Origin of the sequence: Burkholderia sp. BCC1977 (assembly GCF_905339595.1) — a bacterium.
Classification (GTDB): domain Bacteria; phylum Pseudomonadota; class Gammaproteobacteria; order Burkholderiales; family Burkholderiaceae; genus Burkholderia.
This window is the reverse complement of record NZ_CAJPGQ010000016.1, coordinates 100,241-123,972: the sequence shown is the minus strand read 5'-3', so window position 1 is coordinate 123,972 and position 23,732 is coordinate 100,241. Positions and strand designations below refer to the sequence as shown.

The window sequence follows — 23,732 nt, the reverse complement described above, 5'->3', positions numbered from 1 at the left end:
CAACATGTCAGAGTCTCGTCTTCTCGACGGCAAGGTCGCCGTCATTTCCGGCGCGGCCTCGCCGCGCGGCATCGGCATGGCCACTGCACGCATGTTCGCGAAGCACGGTGCGCAAATCGCGATCCTCGATCTCGATGCATCGGCGGCGCGCGATGCGGCCGCGTCGATCGGCGCCGGGCATCGCGGCTACGCGTGCAACGTCACCGACCGGCAGGCATGCCAGGCCGCGGTCGAACAGATCGTCGCCGATTTCGGTGCGATCGACGTGCTCATCAACAACGCCGGTATCACGCAGGCCGTGAAGCTGCTCGACATCGACGCCGACAGCTGGGACCGCATCCTCGACGTGAACCTGCGCGGCGTGCTGTATCTGTCGCAAGCGGTCGTGCCGCAGATGAAGAAGCAGAAGAGCGGCTCGATCGGCTGCATGTCGTCGGTCTCGGCGCAGCGCGGCGGCGGCATTCTCGGCGGCCCGCACTACTCGGCGGCGAAGGCCGGCGTGCTCGGCCTCGCGAAAGCGATGGCGCGCGAGCTCGGCGCCGACGGGATCCGCGTGAACTGCGTGACGCCCGGCCTGATCCAGACCGACATCAACGCAGGCAAGATCAGCGACGACAAGCGCGGCGAGATTCTCGCGGGCATTCCGCTGAACCGACTCGGCGATCCCGACGACGTCGCGGGCGCATTCCTGTTTCTCGCGTCGCCGATCTCGTCGTACATCACGGGCGCCGTGATCGACGTCAACGGCGGCATGCTGATTCACGGCTGACTTGCGGCTGATTCACGGCCGATCCGCGGCCGAGGACGCACGACGCGCGGCGGGGCCCGGCCGGCCGCGCGCGACAGGCAGCCGCCGGGCGAAGACAAACGCGCCAGAGAGCGTGTTGTCCGGGTAGAACGCACCGATACATCACAAATCCGTATTGGAGGAGCACATCATGAGCAACCGCTCGACCACTCGCAGCGGCATCAACCGACGCACCTTCCTGAAAGCGGGCGCGACCGTCGCCGCGGCGGCGCCGCTGTGGGGCCTGTCGATCCGCAGCGCGTCGGCCGCCGAATTCTCGTACAAGCTCGCGACGGGCCAGGACCCGACGCACCCGGTCAACATCCGCGCGCAACAGGCCTGCGACAAGATTCGCGCGGCCACGGGCGGCAAGCTCGACATCAAGGTCTTCCCCGCGAACCAGCTCGGCTCGGATACCGACCTGCTGTCGCAGGTGAGAAGCGGCGGCGTCGAGTTCTTCAACCAGGCATCGTCGATTCTCGCGACACTGGCGCCCGCCGCCGGCATCGTCAACACGGGTTTCGCGTTCCCCGACTACGACACCGTCTGGAAGGCGATGGACGGCGATCTCGGCGCCTACATCCGCGCGCAGATCGAAAAGGCCGGCATCGTCACCGTGTCGCGCCCGTGGGACAACGGCTTCCGCCAGGTCAGTTCGTCGACGCGCGTCATCCGGAAGCCGGAAGACCTGAAGGGCTTCAAGATCCGCGTGCCGCAGGCGCCGATGCTCACGTCGCTGTTCAAGGCGCTCGATGCGGGCCCTGCCCCGATCAACTTCAACGAGCTGTATTCGGCGCTGCAAACGGGTGTCGTCGAGGGCCAGGAAAATGCGCTGCCGATCGTCGCGACGGCCAAGCTCTACGAAGTGCAGAAATCCATCAGCCTCACGTCGCACGTGTGGGACGGCTACTGGATTCTCGGCAATCGCCGCGCGTGGGAAAAGCTGCCCGCCGACATGCGGGCGATCGTCACCCGCGAATTCGAAGCGGCCGGGCTCCTGCAACGCGCGGACATCGCGAAGCTGAACGGCTCGTTGCGCAACGACCTGAAGGCACGGGGCATCAACGTCGTCGACGTGGACCGCCAGGCGTTTCGCGACGCGCTGCGCAAGACCAGCTTCTATGGCGACTGGAAAGCGAAGTATGGCGACCAGGGCTGGAACCTGCTCGAAAAGTACGTCGGCAAACTGGTATGAACACCATGCACACGGTCACTTTCCCTCATCCGTCGCCGCGCCGCATCGTCGACGCGATCGACGCCGTGCTCGGGCACCTCGTCGAGATTCCGGCCGCGCTGCTGGTGGTCGCGGAAATCTGCGTGTTGCTGGCGGGCGTCACGAGCCGCTATCTGCTGCATACGCCCCTCGTCTGGTCCGACGAGCTCGCGTCGATGCTGTTCCTCTGGCTCGCGATGCTCGGTGCGGTGGTCGCACTGCGCCGCGGCGAACACATGCGCATGACGGCGCTGGTCGGCAAGGCCTCGCCCGCCGTCCGCGCGTTTCTCGACGTGGTCGCCATCGCCGCGCCGGTCGCATTCCTCGTGCTGGTGATCGGGCCCGCCATCGAGTTCGCGCAGGACGAAGGCATCATCACGACGCCGGCGCTCGAGATCTCGAATACGTGGCGCGCCGCGGCGCTGCCCACCGGTTCGGTGCTGATGCTGGTCGTCGCGTGCCTGCGCCTGATGCGCACGGCCAACTGGCAGATGACGCTCGCGGCGCTTGCGCTGGTGGCGGCGATCGGCGGCGGCTTCGTGGCCTTGAGTCCGTTGCTGCAGGACCTCGGCAACCTGAACCTGCTGATCTTCTTCGTCGGGCTCGTCGCCCTGTGCGTGCTGTCCGGCGTGCCGATCGCGTTCTCATTCGGGCTCGCGACCTTCGGCTACCTGGCGCTCACGACGAGCACGCCGCTCAGCGTGGTGGTCGGGCGAATGGACGAAGGCATGTCGCACCTGATCCTGCTGTCGGTGCCGCTCTTCGTGTTTCTCGGGCAGCTGATCGAGATGACCGGCATGGCCAACGCCATGATCGCCTTCCTCGCGAGCCTGCTCGGCCACGTGCGCGGCGGCCTGTCGTACGTGCTGGTCGGCGCGATGTACCTGGTGTCGGGCATCTCCGGCTCGAAAGCCGCCGACATGGCGGCGGTCGCGCCCGTGCTGTTCCCCGAGATGAAGGCGCGCGGCGCGAAGTCCGGCGACCTCGTCGCGTTGCTGGCGGCGACGGGCGCACAGACAGAGACCATTCCACCCAGTCTCGTGTTGATCACGCTCGGCTCGGTGACGGGCGTGTCGATCTCCGCGCTCTTCACGGGCGGCATGCTGCCGGGCGTCGTGCTCGGGATCACGCTGTGCGCCGTCGTCTGGTGGCGCTATCGCGGCGACGACCTGTCGGGCGTGCGTCGCGCGACCCGCGGTGAAATCGCGCGCAAGTTCGCCATCGCGATCCCCGCACTCGCGTTGCCGTTCGTGATTCGCCTCGCCGTCGTCGAAGGTGTCGCGACGGCGACCGAAGTGTCGACGATCGGTATCGCCTATGCCGTGCTCGCGGGCCTGCTGATCTACCGGCGTTTCGAGTGGGCGCGCCTGAAGCCGATGCTGATCGACACCGCCGCGTTGTCCGGCGCGATCCTGCTGATCATCGGCGCGGCCACGAGCATGGCGTGGGCGCTCACGCAATCCGGCTTCTCCGGGCAGCTCGCGCAGTCGATGGCGGCCCTGCCCGGCGGCGCGGCGATGTTCATGGCGGCGTCGGTGCTGGTGTTCATCGTGCTCGGCAGCGTGCTCGAGGGCATCCCCGCGATCGTGCTGTTCGGCCCGCTGATGTTCCCGATCGCGCGGCAGATGGGCATTCACGACGTGCACTATGCGATGGTCGTGATCCTGTCGATGGGCGTGGGCCTCTTCGCGCCGCCGTTCGGCGTCGGCTACTACTCGGCCTGCGCGGTGAGCCGCATCCATCCGGACGAAGGCATGAAGCCGATCGTCGGCTATATCGCGGCGCTCGTGATCGGGCTGATCGTCGTGGCCGCCGTGCCGTGGATCTCGATCGGGTTCCTGCACTGACGCCTTGCGCCGCGCCGGGACAACCGGCGCGGCGCCCTTCCCTGTTTCCCCGCTGATCATCTGACAGCCGCCGCCTGACGGGCGACGCGGCAAGGAGAAGTCATGTCCACACTCATGCCGTCGCGCGACACGCGACCGCTCGCCAACGCCATCCGGTTTCTTGCCATCGACGCGATCGTGCGCGCCGGCGAAGGCCATCAGGGCGTGCCGCTCGGCATGGCCGACATCGCGACGGCGCTGTTCACGCGGCATCTGAAATTCAATCCCGCCGATCCGCAGTGGCCCGACCGCGACCGCTTCGTGCTGTCAAACGGGCACGGCTCGATGCTCCTCTACGCGCTGCTGCATCTGACGGGTTACGCGCGGTTCGGCATCGACCAGATCAAGACCTTTCGCGAAATGGGCTCGCAGTGCGAGGGGCATCCCGAGTTCGATACGGCCGCGGGTATCGAGGTCACGACGGGCCCGCTCGGACAGGGCATCGCGAACGCATTCGGCATGGCCGTCGCCGAGGCTTACCTGAATGCGAAATTCGGCGACGGCCTCGTGAATCACCATACGTATGCGTTCGTCGGCGACGGGTGCCTGCAGGAAGGTGTCGGCCAGGAAATGATCTCGCTTGCCGGACACCTGAAGCTCGGCAAGCTGATTCTCTGCTGGGACGACAACCGCATCACCGATGACGGCAGCACGTCGCTGTCGATCAGCGAGGACGTGAGCGAGCGGTTTCGGGTCGCGGGCTGGCACGTGATCGAAGTCGACGGGCACGACATCGAGGCCGTCTCCACCGCGCTCGCCGAAGCCAGGCACGATCCGCGCCCGTCGCTGCTTGCGTGCCGCACCGTCATTGCGCGCGGCATCGCGCGCCTGCAGGGACAACGCGGCGGCCACAGCGGCAAGCTGTTCGAGGCCGACGCCGATGCCGCGCGCGACGAACTCGGCTGGCCGCATGCGCCGTTCGAGATTCCGCACGACGTGCTCGACGCCTGGCGCGCCGCCGGTCAGCGCAGCCGGGACGACCATCGTGCCTGGCACGAACGGCTCGCCGCCTTGCCCGCCGATGCCCGCGCCGAATTCGAGCGCATTCAGGCCGGCCGCTTGCCCGACGGCTGGCAACGCGTGCTCGACGACTATCGCAAACGCGCGGTCGAGCGCGGCGAGGGCCAGGCCGGCATCATGATTTCCGCCGAGATCAACGACCTGCTCGCGCAGTTGCCGGAGCGCATGGTCGGCTGCGCGGACCTCGAGGCGCCGACGAGCCACAAGCGCAGCCTGCACGCGTTCACTGCCGAGGATCGCGGCGGCGCCTACGTGCATTGCGGCGTGCGCGAGCACGTGATGGGTGCGATGGCGAACGGCATGGCCGCGCACGGCGGCGTGATACCGCTGGCCGTCACCTACCTCGCGTTCGCCGACTACGAGCGGCCCGCGATGCGCATGGCCGCGCTGATGGGGCTCCCCGTGAAGTTCGTGTTCAGCCACGATTCGATCGGCGTCGGCAAGAACGGCCCGACGCACCAGCCGGTGGAGATCCTGGCGTCGCTGCGCGCGATGCCGAACATGCGGGTGTTTCGTCCCGCCGACGCCGTCGAGGCAGCCGAATGCTGGGCGCTCGCCTACGAACATCGCAGCGGGCCCAGCACGATGGTGTTCGCGCGGCAGACGCTGCCGCTCGTGCGCACGCGTCACGTCTCCGACCACCCGTGCGCGCGCGGCGGCTATGTGCTCGCCGAAGCCGAAGGCGGAAAGCGTGCCGTCACGTTGCTGGCGACCGGCTCGGAAGTGGCGCTGGCCGTCGCGGCACGCGCGCGCCTGCAACAGGACGGCATTCCGACCGCCGTCGTTTCGCTGCCGTGCTGGGAACTGTTCGACGAACAGGACCTCGCCTATCGTCAGTCCGTGCTCGGCGCGGACACGGTGCGCGTCGGTGTCGAAGCCGCCGTGCGATTCGGCTGGGACCGCTACCTCGGCGATCGCGGCGGGTTCGTCGGCATGACCGGGTTCGGCGCATCGGGTCCCGCCGACGCGCTGTACGAACACTTCGGCATCACGCCCGCCCACATCGTTGCCGAAGTGAAACGCCGTCTCTGAACCACCCCGCCCTCTTTCCTCTCCGCTCTACAGGACCGAACATGCAGAAGATCGTCTTTCTCGACCGGGCGACGCTTGCGCCGCAAATCAGGCTCGCGCGGCCGGCTTTCGAACACGCGCTCGTCGAGTACGACCATACGCGCGCCGATCAGGTCGCGGCGCGCCTGGACGGCGCGACCATCGCCATCACCAACAAGGTGCCGTTGACGGCCGACGTGATCGCGCAATTGCCGACGCTCAAGCTCGTTGCCGTCGCCGCGACCGGCACCGACTGCGTCGACAAGGCTGCGTGCGAACGGCACGGCATCCGCGTCTCCAATATTCGCGGCTACGCGGTCAACACCGTGCCCGAGCATACGTTCGCGCTGATGCTCGCGTTGCGGCGCAACCTGATCGCCTATCGCAACGACGTATTGAACGGCGAATGGCAGAAGTCCGGCCAGTTCTGCTTTTTCAATCACGCGATCCACGACCTCGGCGGCATGACGCTCGGCATCATCGGCGAAGGTGTGCTCGGTCAGCGTGTGGCGGACATCGCGAAGGCGTTCGGCATGCGCGCGCTGTTCGCCGCGCACAAGGGACGAGAAGGGCTCGGCCCGCTCTACACGCCGTGGGACGAGATCCTCGAAACCAGCGATGTCATCACGATCCACAGTCCGCTCACGCCGCACACGCGCGGCATGCTCGCGATGCCCGAGTTTCGCAAGATGAAGCGCAAGCCGCTCATCATCAATACGGCGCGAGGCGGCCTGGTCGATGAAACGGCGCTCGTGAACGCACTCGATGAAGGGCTGATCGGCGGCATCGGCTTCGACGTGCTGGCGACCGAGCCGCCCGGCGACGACAATCCGCTCATGCGGATCGCGCAACGGCCGAACGTGATCGTGACGCCGCACGTCGCGTGGGCGTCGGACGAGGCGCAACAGTCGCTTGCCGATCAGTTGATGCGCAACATCGCGCACTTCGTGAACGGCACGCCGGTGAATGTCGTGGTGTAACGCGCGATTCGCGCACATTGCACGGTTTTCCCTGGCGCGTTGCGCGTACCGGGGAAAAATCCGTCACGTTTGCCTTCTGTTGGTTGGCGGCGGGAATGGCAATAATGTCTCCATCGAGCGGCGCGGTGTGCCGACCCGGTCGCGCTCGAACGCTTCTGTACAAACTTCAACTTCGAGCCGATCTGCTTCGACACGGCCGACGCGAACGGAAACCCGATCCATCACACGAACGTGATGATGAGCATCGCCACCGCGTTCGCGATGGTCGGCCTCGACCTGATCGCCGACCGCCGACGCGGTAACGGAATCGCGCAACGCGTGACCGAAACGGGGCGCACGGTGATCGCGCTCGATCACGCGCAGATCGCGAATTTCGCGGGCAATACACTGGAATTGTCGGGCCAGGACGGGCGCGTGCGCGCGCTGTCGCGGCGCGCGTTCGACGGCCTCACCGGCGACCCGCGCGCGACGATCGAGCGCTCCGCGCGGCGGCTGCCGCTCGACGCGCCGACGATCGAACTGGTCGGCGGCTCGGTGCGCTTCGGTGCGCTGCATGCTCGCGGGCATTCATCTCGCGCGACGGCGCGGTCGAGTGACCTCGCCCACGCCTGTCGTAACCATCGATACATCGGCGCCATTGCACAAAGCGCCGGTCAGCCTCGGCAGATTGCGCACGGGCGATCTCGATCCGGCAGGTTTGCTCACTGTCCATTGGCGCAGCGCTTCGAAATAATCGCTGCACGGCACGGCACGTGACGGACGTGACCCGTCACATCCGCCGCGAGTCGCCCCCCCTTCCCCAACAAACAACAGCTGCATCCGGCACGCGCGCGTCGCCGGTACCGCGGCAACGAACGGAGACGACATGTCGCAACGACAAGCATCGCTGCACCGAGGACTCGAGGAGCGCCACGTCAGCCTGATGGCGCTCGGCACCGCCATCGGCGTAGGGCTGTTTCTCGGCTCGGCCAGCGCCATCACCACGGCCGGTCCGGCGATCCTGCTCAGCTACGCGATCGCCGGCGTCGCGATCTTCGTCATCATGCGCGCGCTCGGCGAAATGGCGATCACGAACCCGGTCGCGGGATCGTTCAGCCGCTACGCGCAGGACTATCTCGGCCCGCTGACCGGCTATCTGACCGGCTGGACCTACTGGCTCACCGCGCTCGTCGGCAGCATGTGCGAGATCACCGCGGCCGGGGTCTACATGAACATCTGGTTTCCGCACGTCCCGACCTGGATCTGGACGCTCGCGGCACTCGCGTCGGTCACCGCGGTCAACTTCGTCGCGGTACGCGCGTACGGCGAGTTCGAGTTCTGGTTCGCGCTGATCAAGGTCGTGACGATCGTGCTGATGATCGTCGTCGGCGCAGGCATGATCGTGTTCGGCATCGGCAATGGCGGCATCGCCACCGGCATCTCGAACCTGTGGTCGCACGGCGGCTTCATGCCGAACGGTATCGCGGGCGTCCTGAAGGCGTTGCCGATGGTCATGTGCGTACCAGGGCATCGAGATGCTCGGCATCACCGCCGGTGAAGCCCGCAATCCCGAGAAGACGCTCGCGCGCGCGGTGAACTCGGTGTTCTGGCGCGTGCTGATCTTCTATGTCGGCGCGCTGTTCGTGATCATGTCGATCTATCCGTGGGACCGGATCGGCACCGAGGGCAGCCCGTTCGTCCTGACTTTCGATCGCCTCGGCATTCATGCGGCCGCGGGCATCATCAACTTCGTCGTGTTGACCGCGGCGCTGTCGTCGTGCAACAGCAACCTGTACGGCACCTCCCGGCTCCTCTACAACCTCGCGCTTCAGAAGCAGGCGCCGGCGCTGTTCGCCCGCATCTCGGGCAACGGCATTCCGGCGATCGCCCTGACCTTCTCGTGCGCCTGCTCGCTGCTCGGCGTGTTGCTCAACTACGTGAGCCCGAAGCATGTGTTCGTCTGGCTGACGGCGGTTTCGACGTTCGGCGCATTGTGGACGTGGGGTGTCATCCTCGTTTCCCACTACCGCTTCCGCAAGACGCTGCGCGCGACCGACATCACGAAGCTGCCTTGCCGGGTGCCGTTCTTCCCGTCGACCAACGTCGCCGCACTCGTGTTCCTGCTGGTGGTCGTTGCGCTGATGGCAGCGTTTCCCGCGACGCGCATCGCGGTGATCGTCGGCCCGCTCTGGATCGCGATCGTCACGTGCATTTTCTTCGCGACGAAGGCGCCGCGCATGCCGACGCGATTGGGTGCATCGTCGCTCGACTGAATGTCGCGAACGCGGTGCCGCCGTCGAGCGGCACGCGCCGGCAATCCGGACACCTCGTCAGCCGCATGGTGACGCGGATCGTCCGACACGCGCTGCACGCGAGCGCCGATCCTCGCGCTGCTTCAACGTCATCGCCACCCGCAAGCGTGCGCGGATACGGCCGTGTCCGGCGGCTGAAACCGCCTTCAGCCGCGCCGGCCGCGCGCGCCCTTGCCAGCGCCCGCGCCCTTGCCCTTGCCCGCCGCCGGCTCGCCCGCGCTCATCCGGTCCAGCTGCCGGACGATCTCCGCGCGCAGCTCGGCCGAAATCTCCACGCTGTCGAGCAGCTCCGAGATCCACAGCCCGTCGGCCGCGAGCCGGCAGATCATCAGCGTCGCAGCCTGCTCAAGCGGCACCGGGTCCGGCCGCGTCCACTCGCGCATCGGCACCGACCAGCGCGCGCGCGTCTCCTGCTCGGTGATCATCGACGCGACCAGCACGCGCAGCACGTCGGTGCTCGCGACCGGCTGCGCGGTGTCAAGCACCGCATGCAGATACGCGCGCGCCGCCGCGCCGTCGCCGTGCGAATCGGCCGCCCGGCGCGCAGCCATCTGCGCCGCGAAGCGCTCGGTCGCCTGCCCGAACAGCGCATCGAGCAAGCCCTGCTTGTTCGCGAAGTGATACTGCAGCGCGCCTTTCGTCACGCCCGCTCGTTCGGCGACCGCGTCGAGCGTCAACGCGGCCACGCCGTGATGCGTCGCGATTTCCGATGCCGCTTCCAGCAGCTGCGCGCGCACCTGTTCCGGCGCCTTTTTCCGCCGCACGCCGGCGGCGGGTGCGGACGCCGGCGCGGTACCGGGTGCGTCCAATGCGTCGGCACCCTGCGCGTCGGCCGGGTCGGCCGGTTCGGCCAGATCGACGGGTGCGGCGCGGTCACGCGGAGCGGGTTCGAGGCGTTTTTTCATGGGGCCGATGGTAGCACCCGCGGCCTCCCGATAAACATTCCGGCTGGATGGTATGATCCGCCGCATGAACAAACCCGCCCCCTCCTCCTGGTCCGCGCTCGACACCGCGATCGCCCGTGGACGCGACGCGCTGATGCGTCTTCAGCAGCCTGACGGCAGCTGGTGTTTCGAACTCGAATCCGACGCGACGATCACCGCGGAATACATCCTGATGATGCATTTCATGGACAAGATCGACGACGCGCGCCAGGAGAAGATGGCGCGTTACCTGCGCGCGATCCAGCGGCTCGACACGCACGGCGGGTGGGACCTCTACGTCGACGGCGATCCGGACGTGTCGTGCAGCGTGAAGGCGTACTTCGCGCTGAAGGCCGCCGGCGACAGCGAGCAGGCACCGCACATGGTCCGCGCGCGCGACACGATCCTGAAGCTTGGCGGCGCGGCGCGCGCGAACGTGTTCACGCGCATCCTGCTCGCGACGTTCGGCCAGGTGCCGTGGCGCGCGGCACCGTTCATGCCGATCGAATTCGTGCTGTTCCCGAAGTGGGTGCCGATCTCGATGTACAAGGTCGCGTACTGGGCGCGCACGACGATGGTGCCGCTGCTCGTGCTGTGCTCGCTGAAGGCGCGGGCGCGCAATCCGCGCAACATCGCGATCCCCGAGCTGTTCGTCACCCCGCCCGACCAGGAACGCCACTACTTCCCGCCCGCGCGCGGGATGCGTCGCGCGTTCCTCGCGCTCGACCGCGTGGTGCGCCATGTCGAGCCGCTGCTGCCGACACGCCTGCGCCAGCGTGCGATCCGGCATGCGGAAGCGTGGTGCGCGGAGCGCATGAACGGCGAGGACGGCCTCGGCGGGATCTTTCCGCCGATCGTGTACAGCTATCAGATGATGGACGTGCTCGGCTACCCGAACGATCATCCGCTGCGCCGCGACTGCGAGAACGCGCTGGAGAAGCTGCTGGTCACGCGGCCCGACGGCAGCGTGTACTGCCAGCCGTGCCTGTCGCCGGTATGGGACACCGCGTGGAGCACGATGGCGCTCGAACAGGCGCGCAGCGTGGCCGCGCCGGAAGCCGGTGCGCCCGTGAGCGCACTGAATGAACTCGACGCCCGCATCACGCGCGCATACGACTGGCTCGCCGAGCGCCAGGTGAACGACCTGCGCGGCGACTGGATCGAGAACGCGCCCGCCGACACGCAACCGGGCGGCTGGGCATTCCAGTACGCGAACCCGTACTACCCCGACATCGACGACACGGCGGTCGTCACCGCGATGCTCGACCGTCGCGGCCGCACGCATCGCAACGCGGACGGCTCGCATCCGTATGCGGCGCGCGTCGCCCGCGCGCTCGACTGGATGCGCGGGCTGCAATCGCGCAACGGCGGCTTCGCGGCCTTCGATGCCGACTGCGACCGCCTGTACCTGAACGCGATCCCGTTCGCGGATCACGGCGCGCTGCTCGATCCGCCGACCGAGGACGTGTCGGGCCGCGTGCTGCTGTGCTTCGGCGTCACGAAGCGCGTGGACGAGCGCGCGTCGCTCGCGCGCGCGATCGACTACGTGAAGCGCACGCAGCAGCCCGACGGCAGCTGGTGGGGCCGCTGGGGCACGAACTACATCTACGGCACGTGGAGCGTGCTGGCCGGGCTCGCGCTCGCGGGCGAAGACCCGTCGCAACCGTACATCGCGCACGCGCTCGCCTGGCTGCGCGCGCATCAGCACGCGGACGGCGGCTGGGGCGAGACGAACGACAGCTACATCGACCCGGCGCTCGCCGGCACCAATGCGGGCGAAAGCACGTCGAACTTCACCGCGTGGGCACTGCTCGCGCAGATGGCGTTCGGCGACTGCGAATCCGACTCGGTGAAACGCGGCATCGCGTATCTGCAATCGGTGCAGCAGGACGACGGCTTCTGGTGGCACCGGTCGCACAATGCGCCGGGCTTTCCGCGCATCTTCTACCTGAAGTATCACGGCTATACCGCGTACTTCCCGCTGTGGGCGCTCGCGCGCTATCGGCGTCTGGCTGTTGCCGCGAAGGCGGGTGCGGCTGCGTCCAGCGGGTCTGGCGTGTCGACCTCGCACACCACGGACACCGCGCTCGCCTGAGTGCGAGCGCAAGCCCGACGAGTCCGATCCCGGGCTCGAGCGGCAACGCGCCGGCACGCCTCACGGCGTCCGGCGCGATCGCGATCCTCCCCCTCCCTGTTCATGCGTCGCGCCGATCCCGCATGCGCGCGAACGCCTCCCGCAAATCCGATCAGAACGCGTCGCCGATCATCGACAGCGGCTGCGACGCGGACATCACCCGATAGAAATGATCGGGCACGGCCGGCTCGAACGGCTTGACGACCACGCGATGGCCCGCCTGCGCGGCCGTCACCGGATCGGTCATCCGTCGAAGTATTTCGACTTCGACCTATACGGGAATTGACGACGGACATCACGCGTCGCGACACGTGCGGAACTGGTTCGCCGCACGCGCGCGAACCGGTTCTGCATGAGCGATCCTCAAGATCGTTTTCAGCTCGCAAGGGCTATAATCGCGGCTTTCGGTTTGGTCGTCGCCATGAAGCCGCTGGCCGTTCCCTCTCTCGCGAACATCGCGTCGCGCCTTCGCCTCAAGCAGCTCAAGCTGCTGATCGCGCTCGAAAACCATGGCTCGCTGCACAAGGCCGCCGAAGAGATCGCGATCTCGCAACCCGGTGCGACCAAGGTGCTGCGCGAGATCGAGGACATCCTCGGCATGCCGCTGTTCGAGCGGCAACCGAAAGGGCTCGTCGCGAACGACCTCGGCCGCTGCGTCACGCGCTATGCGCGGCTCATCCACAGCGACCTCGAACACCTGCATACCGAAGTGCTCGCGATCACGCAGGGGCATGGCGGCCATCTGGCCGTCGGCGTGATCATGGGCGCGGTGCCCCTGCTGACGCGCGCGCTGACCGACCTGCGCCGCCGCCAGCCGCACCTGTCGGTCGAGATCGTCGAAGGCACCAGCGCGAGCCTGCTCGCGCTGATCGACGACGGCCGCATCGATCTCGCGATCTGCCGCAACGGCAACAGCCGCCGCCCGGAAGCATACGACACCATCCCGCTGAAATCCGAACCGCTCGCGGTCGTGACCGCGCGCACGCATGCGCTGGCCGAACGCGATGCGCTCACACTGAGCGATCTCGCCGACGCGGAATGGGTCGCGTATCCGGTCAACACGCCGATGCGGCTCGCGCTCGAACGCGCGCTCGCGGATGCCGGCATCGAGGTGCCGCGCTATCCGATCGAAACGGCATCGACGTTCGCGACGTTGACGCTGCTGCAGGCGAACCCGGAACTCGTCGCGGTGATTCCGCGCGAAGTCGCCGAGTTCGGCGAACGCTTCGGCCTCGTCGCGTGCCTGCCGGTCGCGATCCCCGCGCTCGACGAGCCGTTCGGCGTGGTGGCCCGCACCTTCGCGCACCTGACGCCAGGCGCGCGCATGCTCGTCGAGACGCTGCAGAGTCACCTGCCTACTTGATCGGCGAAAACGCGGCCGGACGCAGCAGCTTCGACTCCATCTTTTCCAGCATCGGGAACGCCTTCGGCACGAACTTCTCGAGCCAGTCCGGATCCTCGTACAGCGCGGTGCGGCGCTTGATGCGGTCGTCGAGGCTTTCGTACGCCCAGATGTGAACGACCTGGTTCAGCTCGCCGATTTCCGTGTACCACCAGCCGACCAGCGTCGCATAGCGGGAGATCACCGGCAGGCCTTCCTGCTCGAAGTGCCGCAGGTATTCGTTCATCTTGCCGATCTGGACCGTGTAGGTCCGCATTTCGTAATACATGACTGCTCCTGGTTGAATCGAATCGGGGTAACGGGGAAACGGGGGATGCCGCGCGCTCAGATCTCGCCCGCGTAGGCGGCGCGGATGATCGCTTCCACGTCGCGCGCGGTGGTCAGGCGCGGATTGACGAGCACGTTGCCGCTGCGCATCGAGTCGGCGACCATCTGCGGCAGGTGCGCGAGATCGACACCCAGCTCGCGGATGTTCGACGGAATCGCGAGCGCGCGATTGAGTTCGACGATCTGCTCGACCAGCGCGCGCGCGGCCGTTTCCGCGTCGAGACCGGTCACGTCGCCGCCGAGCGCCTCCGCGATGTCGCGGAACAGCGCCGGGCACGCCGCACGGTTGAAGTCGATCACGTACGGCAGCAGCGCCGCGTTCGCGATGCCGTGCGCGATGTTGAACACGCCGCCCATCGTGTGCGAGATCGCATGCACGTTGCCGAGCTTCGACTGCGAGAACGCGACGCCGGCGAGGAACGAGCCGAGCAGCATGTCTTCACGCGCGGCCAGATCGGAGCCGACGTAGAACGCGCTGCGCAGGCTGCGCCCGATCAGGCGGATCGCGCCGAGCGCGAGCGACTGGCTCACCGGGTTCGCCTGCTTCGACACGTACGATTCGATCGCATGGGTCAGTGCGTCCATGCCGGTGGCCGCCGTAATCGGCGCGGGCAGCTTCAGCGTGAGTTCCGCATCGAGGATCGCGAGCTTCGGGAAAATCTTGTGGCTGACGATCACGGTCTTGAACAGCGTTTCCCGGTTCGTGAACACCGTCGATGCCGTGCATTCGCTGCCGGTGCCCGACGTGGTCGGGATCGCGAAGATCGGCAGCGGTTCGTCGGGGATCTTGTTGTAGCCCTCGTAGTCGAGGATCGTGCCGCCGTTGGTCGCCATCGCGGCCACGCCCTTCGCGGTGTCGATGCTGCTGCCGCCGCCGACGCCGATCACCGCCGTGCAGCGATGCTCCTTGAGGAACATCAGCGCGTCGTCGAGCACGGCGGTGCTCGGGTTCGCCTCGACGCCCGAGAAGATTGCGTACGCAACCTCTGCTTCGCGCAGCGACGCGAAGAACCCCTCGAGCACGCCGCTCTCGATCAGGCCTTCGTCGGTCACGACCAGCAGCTTGCCGCTGAACAGCGGCTTCAACAGTTCGCCGGCCTGGCGCGCGAGGCCGTTGCCGAATTTCAGCGTGGTGGGAAAGAAGTATTGGAATGGGTTCATGGTGCTTTCTCCGTGTGAAGTCTCCGCACCCAACACTACAAGCGGCCGGTCGCCGCCGGTAATGAAAAAACCGGATCGCCCGATAACGGCCGCTTATTCCCCCCGCATGCCGTTCCGTTTGGTTATCACGCGATCACGAAGCGTCATTAGGCAAGACGCGGCCGCCGCCCTACAGTCGCTGCACGGAACGCGTCATCGCGCCGCAACCATAACGACGGAGACAACCATGCCCCCCTCGAATTCCCCTGCCGCATCACCGGTCGCTTCGACCGCATCCGCGTCGCTCGACGCGGCGGCCCGGCCGACCAGCGTCCGCTGGCGCATCTTCCTGCTCATGCTGCTGCTGGTCGCGATCAACTACATCGACCGCGCGTCGCTGTCGGTCGCGATGCCGCTGATCGCGCCGGAATTCAACCTGTCGCCCGCGCTCGAAGGGCTGATGCTGAGCGCGTTCTTCTGGTCGTACGCGCTGATGCAGATCCCGGTCGGCGTGATGCTCGACCGCTATCACACGCGCGGCATCATCGCGACCGCGACGCTCGCGTGGGGCGCGTTCCAGGCGCTCGGCGCGGCCTCGCACAACTGGCTGCTGCTGATGCTCACGCGCATGGGCCTCGGCTTCTCCGAATCGCCGGTGTTTCCCGCCGGCGCGAAGCTGATCGGCTCGTGGCTCACGCCGCACGAGCGCGGCCGCGGCGCCGTGCTGGTCGACGGCGGTGCCCCGCTCGGCAGCGCGCTCGGCGCGATCCTGATCTCCGGGCTGATCGCGTGGTTCGGATCGTGGCGCATCGCGTTCGTGATCGCCGGTATCGGCACGATGCTGGTGGGCGTGCTCGTGTGGCGCTATATCCGAAACCATCCGTCCGAGCATCCGGGCGTCAACGCGGCCGAACTCGAGCACATCACGCGCGCGAACCCGCCGGCGAAGGCCGCGGCCGAACGCGTGCCGCTGCGCGAACTCGTGAAGGACCGTTCGGTGCTCGCGATGTTCGCCGGCTACAGCTGCATCCTTGCGGTGTTCTACGGGCTGCTCACGTGGATGCCGAGCTACCTGCACAAGACCTACGGCTTCAACATCGCGACGACGGGCGGTGCGACCTTCGTCATCTTCATGTCGGGCTTCGTCGGCGAACTGATCGGCGGCACCATCGGCGATCGCTGGAAGGCGTCGGGCGCCTCGCCGAACCTCGTGATGCGCACGATGTTCAGCGGCTCGTCGCTGATCGCGGCCGCCTGTATCCTGGCCGCCGCCTATATCGCGAACGCGAACGCGGTCGTGCTGCTGCTCAGCATCGCGATGTTCTTCATCCGCTTCTGCGGGATGTACTGGAGCCTGCCGGCGATCGTCGGCGGCCCCGAGCGCGCGGGCGTGCTCGGCGGCACGATGAACTTCTGCGGCAGCATGGTCGGCGTGGTGGTGCCGATCCTGATCGGCCTGATCGTCCAGTGGTCGGGCTCGTACTTCCTCGCGCTGCTGTTCTTCGTCGTGATGGCCGTGCTGATCGCGGTGTTCTCCAGCCTGATCGACTACCGGCCGCGCGCGCACGGCTAAGGGCTCGCCCGAACGGCGCGCCGCTCTGCGCCGTCACGACGATGCCCGCTTGCGCGGGCATTTTTTTTACTCGCGTCGACCGCGTCGACCGGCGCGATCAGCGATCGATCGGCAGCGGCGCATCGGCTGCCACCAGACCTTGCTCGCGCATTTCGCGCCAGAAGTCGGCCGGAATCGTTGCATGCAGCGCGTCGACGTCTTCCGCGATCCGCGCCGGACGGCTCGCACCGGGAATCACCGACGCGACCGCCGGATGCGCGAGCACGAACTGCAGCGCGGCGGCCTTGACCGGCACGTCGTAGCGCGCGGCGATCGCGGTGATGCGTTCGACCTTCGCGACGATTTCCGGCGGCGCCTTCTGGTATTCGAAATGCGCGCCACCGACCAGCACACCCGAGCTGTACGGGCCGCCGACGACGATCCCGACATTCCGCGCGGCCGCCGCCGGCATCGCCCGCTGCAGTGCGCGCTCGTGATCGAGCAGCGTATAGCGGCCGGCCAGCAGCATGCCGTCCGGTTGCGGCTCGGCGAGGTCGAGCACGAGTTCGATCGGTTCGACGCGGTTCACGCCGAGGCCCCACGCACCGATCACGCCTTCTTCGCGCAGCTTCCCCAGCACCCGGAACGCGCCCTTGCGCGCGACCTCGAACTGCGCGAGCCATTCGTCGCCATAGATGTCCTGCGCGATGTCGTGCACCCACACGATGTCGAGGCGATCGGTGCGCAGACGCTTCAGGCTCCCCTCGATCGAGCGCAGCGTCGCGTCGGCCGTGTAGTCGCTGACGAGCCGGTTCGCGCGGCCATGCGCGAAGATTCCGGTCTTGTCGCCGTAGTCGCGCGTGTTCGCGTCTTCCATTTCGTCGAGGACGATGCGGCCGACCTTCGTGCTGATCACGTAGTCGTCGCGTCGATGCCCGGCGAGGACGTCGCCCAGCCGCGACTCGGCCAGCCCCGCGCCATACGACGGCGCGGTGTCGAAGTAGCGGATCCCGCGCGCCCACGCGGCTTCGACCGTCGCGGCAGCTTCTTCGTCGGGGATGTCGCGGAACATGTTGCCGAGCGGGGCGGCGCCGAAACCGAGCGTCGTGTCGGCCGGCAGCGTGTCTTTGAGACTCATGCATTTCTCCACAGGTCACGGAAAAGTGAGTCCAGTCTAGGTTGCACGGTTATGTCTGTCCAAGACATAATTCGTCAAACTTGAGTCTCGGAAGGTCTTATATGCTCGACATCCGTCAGCTTCAGTATTTCATCGCGGTCGCGGAGGAAGAACACGTCGGCCGCGCCGCCGAACGGCTGCACATTTCGCAGTCGCCGCTCAGCCGCCAGATCGCGCAGCTCGAGGAAAAGCTCGGGCTGACGCTGTTCGAACGCAGCCAGCAACGTATTCGTCTGACGCGTGACGGCCGCACGTTCCTCAGCGAGACGCAAGCGTTCCTGCGTCATGCGCATCGGCTGGAATCGCTCGCGCGCCGGCTCGGCCGCGGCGACGAAGGCGGGCTGTGCATCGGCTACCTGGAAACGGCCACGCACTCGGGCGTGCTGCCGCGCGCGCTGAAGACGCTGCGCGCGGACCGCCCGGCCGTGCACATCGCGCTGTACAACTACACGTCCGCCGCACAGCTCGAAGGCCTGCGCGAGCGCAGTCTCGACATCGCGCTCGTGACCGAGCCGCCCGCGCCCGACGATCCGGAACTCGAATCGATGCGCGTGCTGAACGATCCGATGCTGCTCGCGCTGCCCGAAGGCCATCCGCTCGCAAAGAAGAAGACGCTGGTGGCCGACGATCTCGCGACGCAGCCGTGGATCGGCGTCACGCAGCAGGAAAGCGCGCCGCGCCATGGCGCGTTCGTCGCCGCGTGCGCGAAGGCCGGTTTCTCGCCGGACATCTCCGTCGAGGCGAGCGAGCCGCTCGCGGCGCTCGGGCTCGTCGCCGCCGGGCTCGGCGTGACGATGATCCAGCAGAGCTTGCGTCACCAGGTGCCGGACGGCGTCGTGCTGCGCGAGCTGCCGTGGTTCAGCTATCGCACGCCGCTGTGGGCCGCGTGGCACAAGGTCAACCTGCGGCCGCTGGTCGGCGTGTTCCGCGAGATCCTGACCGGCGAGGACGCGGTCGCGGCAGTCGAGTGAGGTGATGGGGCGCGCGCGGTGTGCCGGTGACGCGTGCCGCACTCGGCGTCGTTGCCCGCACATCGAATGACGGGACCTGCGGCCGTGTCGCGGTATTGCCGTGTCGCCGTGTCGCCGTGTCGCCGTGCCCCCGTATCGCGGCATGAAGGCCCGCGACCCGGACCGACGCGATCGCCGGCAAAGCGGGGAATCCGTCATGCCGCCCGCCTCCCCGCACACCGACCCGTCTGAAATCGATCGAGCCGGCATCGGTCCGCATGCGATTGCAAGCGCGATACCTGATGCCGCCCTCATCCCGCTCGCGCGTCAGTTCGCGAGCGTGACCTTCCCGTCCATCAGCCGGTTGATCGCCAGCGGATTCGACGTCTTCAGCGCGTCAGGCAGCAGCGATTCCGGCAGGTCCTGATAGCTGACCGGCCGCAGGAAGCGACGGATCGCGAGACTTCCGACCGACGTCGAGCGCCCGTCCGCGGTGGCCGGATACGGGCCGCCGTGCACCATCGCATGCCCGACTTCCACGCCGGTACCGAAGCCGTTGACGAGCACGCGGCCCGCGCGCCGCTCCAGCGCCGGCAGAAACGTGCGCGCGGCGGCGTAATCGGCTTCGTCGAGATGGAGCGCCGTCGTCAGTTGCCCTTCCAGCGACTCGATCAGGTCGAGCATCTCCTTCAGGTCCGAACACCGGACGATCAGCGACGCCGCGCCGAACATCTCCTCATGCAGCGCCTTCGACTCGCGGAACGCAGCCGCGCTCGTCGAGAACAGCGCGCCCTGCCCCTGGTTCGCGCCGCTCGGTGCATGCGCGCGTGCGACCGTGCGCACCTGCGGATGCTGCGCGAACGCGGCCACCGAACGCTCGAAGGTCTGATGAATGCCCGGCGTGAGCATCGTCGCCGCCGCGGCCTGGGTAAGCCGCTCCGCCGCCGCCGCGGTGAAGCGCTCGAGCGCCGGCCCGTCCACCGCGAGGATCAACCCTGGATTCGTGCAGAACTGCCCGGCGCCGAGCGTCAGCGACTGCACGAACTGCTGCGCGATCGCATCGCCGCGCGCGTCGAGCGCGTTCGGAAACAGCAGCACCGGATTGATGCTGCTCATCTCCGCGTACACGGGAATCGGTTCGGGCCGCGCGTTCGCAAGCGCGATCAGCGCGGTGCCGGCATGGCGCGAACCGGTGAAGCCGACCGCCTTGATGCGCCGGTCGCGCACGAGCCCCTGCCCGATCTCGAGGCCGGTGTCGAACAGCAACGAGAACGTGCCTTCCGGCATCCCGCACGTCTTCACTGCCTGCTGCACGGCCATCCCGACGAGCTCCGACGTACCCGGATGCGCCGGGTGCGCTTTCACGATCACCGGGCAGCCGGCCGCGAGCGCGGACGCCGTATCGCCGCCCGCGACCGAAAATGCCAGCGGGAAATTGCTCGCGCCGAACACCGCGACCGGCCCGAGGCCGATATGACGCATGCGCAGGTCCGGACGCGGCGCCGGCTGACGCGCCGGCTGTGCCGGATCGATGCGGGCTTCGAGGTAGTCGCCCGCGCGCACCACGTCGGCGAACATCCGCAACTGGCCGACCGTACGGCCGCGCTCGCCTTCGATGCGAGCGCGCGGCAGGCCCGTTTCCGCGACGCAGCGCTCGACCAGTTCGTCGCCGAGCGCGAGGATGTTCGCGGCGATGGTTTCGAGGAACGTCGCACGTGCGTCGGGTTGCGTTTCGCGATACGTGTCGAACGCGGCCCAGGCGAGCGCGCATGCATCGTCGAGATCGACGACGCTCGCGCCGCCGAAGGCCGGCTCCATGCGTTCGCCGCTGGCGGCGTCGACCGCGTACGTCACGCCGTTCGTGCCGCGCCGCGCGCGCTGGCCGATCAGCAGGTTGCCTGCGAGTGTCATTTCCGTTGTTTCCTCTGTCGATGGATCGAATGCGCACGCCGTGCGACGACGGGTTCGCGTTTGTGTCGTGGGTCGTGGGTCGTGCCGGCGCGCTTGGCTCGTCGCCGCAAGCGGGCCGCATGGGTTCGAACCGGAGCGGCACGAGTTTTCATGCCGGTCGTGCCGCGCACCGCCCGGAGCGAGGCGACGCGTGCATTGCAGTCGGGCCGGTGCCGCCGATCAGAACGTACCCGGATATGCCCCGCCGTCGAGCAGCACGTTCTGCCCCGTCAGGTAGCCCGCGTGCGCGCTGCACAGGAACGCACAGACCGCACCGAACTCGTCGGCCGTGCCGAAGCGTCCGGCCGGCACGGCCTGCCGCTTCGCTTCGCGCATCGCTTCGTAATCCTTGCCTTCTGCCTTCGCCGACGCATCCGTCGCCTGCTTCAGGCGATCGGTGTCGAACAGCCCCGGCAGCAGGTTGTTGATCGTCACGTTGCGCGTCGCGATGCGCTTTTGCCGCGCGATGCCCGCGATGAAGCCGGTCAGGCCCGTGCGCGCGCCGTTCGACAGGCCGAGCACGTCGATCGGCGCCTTCACCGCGCTCGACGTGATGTTGACGATGCGGCCGAAGCCGCGCTCGGTCATCCCGTCGACGGTCGCCTTGATCAGCTCGATCGCGGTCAGCATGTTCGCGTCGAGCGCGGCGATCCAGTCGTCGCGCGTCCATTCGCGGAAGTCGCCCGGCGGCGGGCCGCCCGCGTTGTTCACGAGGATGTCGAGGTGCGGCGCGGCCGCGAGCGCCGCCGCGCGGCCCGCGCTCGTCGTGATGTCGCCGGCCACCGCGATCACCGTGACCGCCGGGTTGAGCGCGCGCAATTCGCGGGCGGTCGCGTCCAGCGCGTCGCTCCCGCGCGCGGTGATCACGACGTTCACGCCCTCGGCGACGAGCGCCTGCGCGCACCCCTTGCCGAACCCCTTGCTCGCTGCGCAAACCAACGCCCAGCGGCCCTCGATGTTCAGATTCATCTGCCATGCTCCTGGAATGCCGTGCACGCCGCCCGGCGCAGCCTCGTGCGCCGACCGGCACGGTCACGCGCCGGCGGTGCCGTGCGCCGTGGCTGACGCGCACGTCCGAAATGCGCCGGAAAGCCGCGCAATGGGCCAGCATACGGAGTCCGCTCCTGCGCAACAATTGACAAGATGTGATAGCGGTATAACCGCGCGTTATCACTCCTTGCCCCGCCGCCGCACGCGGGCGCGTCCCGCGTTCATCTCATGCCGCCGCGGCGGCTGGACGACGCACGGCGCGACAGGAGCGCCGACGACGGCTCGGCGCGTTCATACGACGATTGACGATGCACGCGCGGTGACGCCGGTTCCGCGCGTCGTCACGGATGCAACCCCGCAACGACACACGGAACCGGCAGGTGCCGAAACGACCGGCACCCATTCACCGCGCGCGACATCGTCACACCGTCACGCGATCGCGCCACTGCGCCATCACGCCGCGAACCGCTTCGCCAGCTCGGCGAGCCCGTCTTCGTAGATGCCGCGGAAGAGGCGGATCGCTTCGTCGTCGGTCGCACCGTTCGGCGTGAACGTGCCCGACCACTCGACTGTCGCCGCGTTCGCGCCGTTCTCGCGCACGCGCAGGGTGGAGCGATAGTTCACGACCGGGAACGGTGCCGCGAGGATCGCGTACGTATAGCTGCGTGCCGCGTCGTCGAAGGCGACCAGACGCTCGACGATCGCGTCGCCGTCCGGGTTCGCGAGGCTGCGCACGCGACCGCCTTCGCTCAGCTCGCTCGCCGGGATATACGACAGCCAGTCGGGCAGCGATCCGAAGCCGCCGATCAGTGTCCAGACCGTATCGGCCGAAGCCGCGATCTCGATGCTTGCATTGGCCTGTGCCATGTCATCACCTGTCAGGATCAGCGATCGATCGGCAGCGGTGCATCGGCTGCCACCAGACCTTGTTCGCGCATTTCGCGCCAGAAGTCGGCCGGAATCACCACGTTCAGCGCGGCCTGGTCTTCCGCGATCCGCTCCGGACGGCTTGCGCCCGGAATCACCGCGGCGGTGGCAGGATGCGCCATCGAGAACTGCAGCGCGGCGGCCTTGATCGGCACCGCGTGACGTGCGGCGATCGCCTTGATGCGTTCGACCTTCGCGAGGATTTCCGGCGAAGCCTTCTGGTATTCGAAGTGCGTACCGCCCGCGAGCACGCCCGAGCTGTACGGGCCGCCGACGACGATCCCGACGCCTTGCGCGGCAGCCGCCGGCATCACGCGCTGCAGCGCGCGCTCGTGATCGAGCAGCGTGTAGCGGCCGGCCAGCAGCATGCCGTCCGGTTGCGGTTCCGACAGGTCGAGCACCAGTTCGACCGGCTCGACGCGGTTCACGCCGAGGCCCCAAGCCTTGATCACGCCTTCTTCGCGCAGCTTGCTCAGCACGCGGAACGCGCCCTTGCGCGCGACTTCGAATTGCGCGAGCCATTCGTCGCCGTAGAAGTCCTGTGCGATGTCGTGCACCCAGACGATGTCGAGGCGATCGGTGCGCAGGCGCTTCAGGCTGTCCTCGATCGAGCGCAGCGTCGCGTCGGCGGTGTAGTCGTTGACGATGCGGTTCGGCCGGCCGTGTTCGAACAGGCCGCCCTTCTCGCCGAGGTCGCGCGCCGACACGTCCTCGACTTCGTCGAGGATCACGCGGCCGACCTTCGTGCTCAGCACGTATTCGTCACGCGGATGGTTCGCGAGCGCGTCGCCGAGACGGATTTCGGCGAGACCGGCGCCGTAGAACGGGGCGGAATCGAAGTAGCGGATGCCTTGCTGCCAGGCGGCTTCGACGGTGGCCGCGGCCTCGGCGTCGGGGATGTTGCGGAACATGTTGCCGAGCGGCGCGGTACCGAAGCCAAGGATTTTTTCTGCGGGCAGCTTGCCTTTGAGACTCATGATTTTCTCCAGGGAATGAGGGAAAGCGAGTTCAGTCTAGGCAGACGGGTTAAGTC

17 protein-coding genes and 3 pseudogenes are annotated in these 23,732 nt (G+C 67.7%); 11 read left to right on the top strand and 9 right to left on the bottom strand.

The features are described from left to right. Window positions 1-4: 4 nt before the first annotated feature. From U5771_RS15975 to U5771_RS15945, 7 genes and pseudogenes are all read left to right on the top strand, one after another. Window positions 5-769, top strand: a complete 765-nt coding sequence (locus U5771_RS15975) for a glucose 1-dehydrogenase (RefSeq protein WP_322024866.1) — start codon at window positions 5-7, stop codon at window positions 767-769. 169 nt (window positions 770-938) lie between these two features. After that, entirely contained in the window at window positions 939-1,982 is a 1,044-nt protein-coding gene (locus U5771_RS15970; RefSeq protein ID WP_322024865.1) for a TRAP transporter substrate-binding protein, read from the top strand. A gap of 5 nt (window positions 1,983-1,987) precedes the next feature. Beyond that, entirely contained in the window at window positions 1,988-3,847 is a 1,860-nt protein-coding gene (locus U5771_RS15965) for a TRAP transporter large permease subunit (protein ID WP_322024879.1), read from the top strand. A 102-nt stretch (window positions 3,848-3,949) separates the two neighbouring features. After that, complete coding sequence (gene tkt, locus U5771_RS15960) at window positions 3,950-5,938, top strand: transketolase (RefSeq protein WP_322024864.1); 1,989 nt, start codon at window positions 3,950-3,952, stop codon at window positions 5,936-5,938. 41 nt (window positions 5,939-5,979) lie between these two features. Further along, complete coding sequence (locus U5771_RS15955; protein WP_322024863.1) at window positions 5,980-6,936, top strand: D-2-hydroxyacid dehydrogenase; 957 nt, start codon at window positions 5,980-5,982, stop codon at window positions 6,934-6,936. Window positions 6,937-7,056: 120 nt separating this feature from the next. Then, window positions 7,057-7,519 (top strand): annotated as a pseudogene (locus U5771_RS15950) (arginine deiminase-related protein); the annotation flags it as partial. Between the two features lie 282 nt (window positions 7,520-7,801). Then, window positions 7,802-9,188, top strand: a pseudogene (locus U5771_RS15945) (amino acid permease). 185 nt (window positions 9,189-9,373) lie between these two features. Here the strand turns inward: U5771_RS15945 and U5771_RS15940 are convergent. Beyond that, window positions 9,374-10,132, bottom strand: a complete 759-nt coding sequence (locus U5771_RS15940) for a TetR/AcrR family transcriptional regulator (protein ID WP_322024862.1) — start codon at window positions 10,130-10,132, stop codon at window positions 9,374-9,376. A gap of 52 nt (window positions 10,133-10,184) precedes the next feature. Here U5771_RS15940 and shc point away from each other — a divergent pair, with 52 nt between their 5' ends. Then, window positions 10,185-12,245 (top strand): squalene--hopene cyclase, encoded by a 2,061-nt coding sequence (shc, locus tag U5771_RS15935; RefSeq protein ID WP_322024861.1) that lies wholly within the window; start codon window positions 10,185-10,187, stop codon window positions 12,243-12,245. 151 nt (window positions 12,246-12,396) lie between these two features. Here shc and U5771_RS15930 read toward each other — a convergent pair. Continuing rightward, window positions 12,397-12,531, bottom strand: a pseudogene (locus tag U5771_RS15930) (LysR family transcriptional regulator); the annotation flags it as partial. 174 nt (window positions 12,532-12,705) lie between these two features. Here U5771_RS15930 and U5771_RS15925 point away from each other — a divergent pair. Further along, window positions 12,706-13,647, top strand: a complete 942-nt coding sequence (locus tag U5771_RS15925) for a LysR family transcriptional regulator (RefSeq protein ID WP_322024860.1) — start codon at window positions 12,706-12,708, stop codon at window positions 13,645-13,647. On the opposite strand, the gene U5771_RS15920 is transcribed toward U5771_RS15925, so the two are convergent. Both U5771_RS15920 and U5771_RS15915 read right to left on the bottom strand, forming a co-directional pair. Further along, complete coding sequence (locus U5771_RS15920) at window positions 13,640-13,954, bottom strand: NIPSNAP family protein (protein ID WP_322024859.1); 315 nt, start codon at window positions 13,952-13,954, stop codon at window positions 13,640-13,642. The genes U5771_RS15925 and U5771_RS15920 overlap by 8 nt on opposite strands. A 56-nt stretch (window positions 13,955-14,010) precedes the next feature. Next, on the bottom strand, window positions 14,011-15,174 hold the full coding sequence (locus U5771_RS15915) for an iron-containing alcohol dehydrogenase (RefSeq protein WP_322024858.1): 1,164 nt from the start codon (window positions 15,172-15,174) through the stop codon (window positions 14,011-14,013). A gap of 226 nt (window positions 15,175-15,400) precedes the next feature. On the opposite strand from U5771_RS15915, the gene U5771_RS15910 reads away from it, so the two are divergent. Beyond that, the gene (locus U5771_RS15910; protein ID WP_322024857.1) at window positions 15,401-16,726 is read left to right on the top strand and encodes an MFS transporter; all 1,326 of its coding nucleotides are present in this window, start codon (window positions 15,401-15,403) and stop codon (window positions 16,724-16,726) included. 97 nt (window positions 16,727-16,823) lie between these two features. Here the strand turns inward: U5771_RS15910 and U5771_RS15905 are convergent, their stop codons facing one another. Further along, entirely contained in the window at window positions 16,824-17,843 is a 1,020-nt protein-coding gene (locus U5771_RS15905; RefSeq protein ID WP_322024856.1) for an aldo/keto reductase, read from the bottom strand. A 101-nt stretch (window positions 17,844-17,944) separates the two neighbouring features. Here U5771_RS15905 and U5771_RS15900 point away from each other — a divergent pair, with 101 nt between their 5' ends. Beyond that, window positions 17,945-18,853: a LysR family transcriptional regulator gene (locus tag U5771_RS15900; protein WP_322024855.1), complete on the top strand. Its 909-nt coding sequence runs from the start codon at window positions 17,945-17,947 to the stop codon at window positions 18,851-18,853. 306 nt (window positions 18,854-19,159) lie between these two features. Here U5771_RS15900 and U5771_RS15895 read toward each other — a convergent pair whose 3' ends face one another. From U5771_RS15895 to U5771_RS15880, 4 genes are all read right to left on the bottom strand, one after another. Further along, window positions 19,160-20,743, bottom strand: coding sequence for an aldehyde dehydrogenase (NADP(+)) (locus U5771_RS15895; RefSeq protein ID WP_322024854.1), 1,584 nt, complete (start codon window positions 20,741-20,743; stop codon window positions 19,160-19,162). Window positions 20,744-20,962: 219 nt separating this feature from the next. After that, the gene (locus U5771_RS15890; RefSeq protein WP_322024853.1) at window positions 20,963-21,751 is read right to left on the bottom strand and encodes an SDR family oxidoreductase; all 789 of its coding nucleotides are present in this window, start codon (window positions 21,749-21,751) and stop codon (window positions 20,963-20,965) included. 474 nt (window positions 21,752-22,225) lie between these two features. Beyond that, window positions 22,226-22,639 (bottom strand): SRPBCC family protein, encoded by a 414-nt coding sequence (locus U5771_RS15885; RefSeq protein ID WP_322024852.1) that lies wholly within the window; start codon window positions 22,637-22,639, stop codon window positions 22,226-22,228. Window positions 22,640-22,656: 17 nt separating this feature from the next. After that, window positions 22,657-23,676, bottom strand: coding sequence for an aldo/keto reductase (locus U5771_RS15880; RefSeq protein ID WP_322024851.1), 1,020 nt, complete (start codon window positions 23,674-23,676; stop codon window positions 22,657-22,659). Window positions 23,677-23,732 lie beyond the last annotated feature (56 nt).